Annotated in this window: 1 pseudogene; it reads left to right on the top strand. The window is 78.8% G+C overall.

What is annotated here, in order from left to right:
• A pseudogene (locus ABD308_RS36210) lies at positions 1–624 on the top strand (hypothetical protein); the annotation flags it as partial.
• Between the last annotated feature and the right edge of the window lie 87 nt (positions 625–711).

Genomic DNA, 711 nt, shown 5'->3' on the forward strand with positions numbered 1-711 from the left:
CTCACCGAACAGCTGCTCCAGGCCGCCCCGCGCATCCCGGTCCGCGACCTCGCCACGCTGCGCGCCCAGCACCCCGGCGCCACCGACCCGGAGAAGCTCGCCGACCTGCTGGTCACCGGCGCGAGCCGGGCCTCCAGCGCACTCGGCGCCGGCGTGGGCGCCGCCGCGATGCTCCCGGTGCCGCCCGCGATGGCGGTGGAGATCGCCGCCGAGACGATCGCCGTCGCCGCCGTCGAGATCAAGCTGATCGCCGAACTCCACGAGGTCTACGGCTTCCCCGCGCAGGGCACCGCCGCCCAGAAGGCCGGCGCGTACGTCGGCGCCTGGGCCAACCGGCGCGGCATCGAACCCACCCTGCTCGCCAAGCCGGCCGGCCTGGCCGCGATGGCGCTCGGCGGCGAGGGCGGCCAGCAGGTCCGCCGCCGCCTCACCCGCAGCTCGCTGCGCCGCCTGCCCTCGCTGACCCCGCTGCTGGTGGGCGCGGGCATCGGCGCCACGATCAACCTCCGCGACACCCGCAAGGTCGCCCGCGAGGTCCGTGCCTTCCTCCGCGCCCACCCCCCGGCCGACCCGGCCTACTGGACCGCCGCCGCCCCCGCCGCGCGGGTCGAACGCGGCGACTGACCGTCGGGGGTGACGCCGCCGCGCCCGGCGGGGGCCTGCCCGGGGACGCGGCCCTGGGGGAAGGCGGCGGCGGAGGCGGAGAGCGTC

This window comes from Kitasatospora putterlickiae (assembly GCF_039527695.1).
Lineage (GTDB): Bacteria > Actinomycetota > Actinomycetes > Streptomycetales > Streptomycetaceae > Kitasatospora > Kitasatospora putterlickiae.